This window comes from Neisseria sp. SLRRB23, from assembly GCF_050896295.1.
Lineage (GTDB): Bacteria > Pseudomonadota > Gammaproteobacteria > Burkholderiales > Neisseriaceae > Neisseria.
In genome coordinates this window covers 1-374 of sequence record NZ_JBPBFH010000121.1, presented here as the reverse complement: position 1 = coordinate 374, position 374 = coordinate 1, and the positions used below count along the sequence as shown (strand labels likewise).

Sequence of the window (374 nt, the reverse complement as noted above, 5' to 3'; positions counted from 1 at the left end):
ACAAACGAATCAAACCCGGAACCATATTGGCGGAGTTAGGCGACGCACCGGGAAGCTGGTCGCAGGTCGCTGCCAAGCAGGCCGGCCCGACCGGCGCGGTATTCGCTTCGGACATCCTGCCCAGTGAATCCAAAAACGCGAAGAGCTGGAAAACTCCGCCCCGCGCCTGATGGCGGTTTTGAACCCGCTCAAAGTGACCCTGACCAACTTTCAAGCCGGCAAAACCCAAAGCCGCCGTGCCGCGTTCCATCCGAACCACGAATTTGCAGCAAATGGGCTTGGATGATGTTGCCACACTGGCGGCAGCGGATTTGGACGATGTTTTGGAACCTGTCGCTTATACACATCTCCGAGCCCACGAGACTCGACGTCAC

At 58.3% G+C, this 374-nt stretch carries 2 pseudogenes; both read left to right on the top strand.

The window, feature by feature from the left end:
- Positions 1-128 (top strand): annotated as a pseudogene (locus ACRPFF_RS11400) (SAM-dependent methyltransferase); the annotation flags it as partial.
- Between the two features lie 8 nt (positions 129-136).
- A pseudogene (locus tag ACRPFF_RS11395) lies at positions 137-262 on the top strand (hypothetical protein); the annotation flags it as partial.
- Between the last annotated feature and the right edge of the window lie 112 nt (positions 263-374).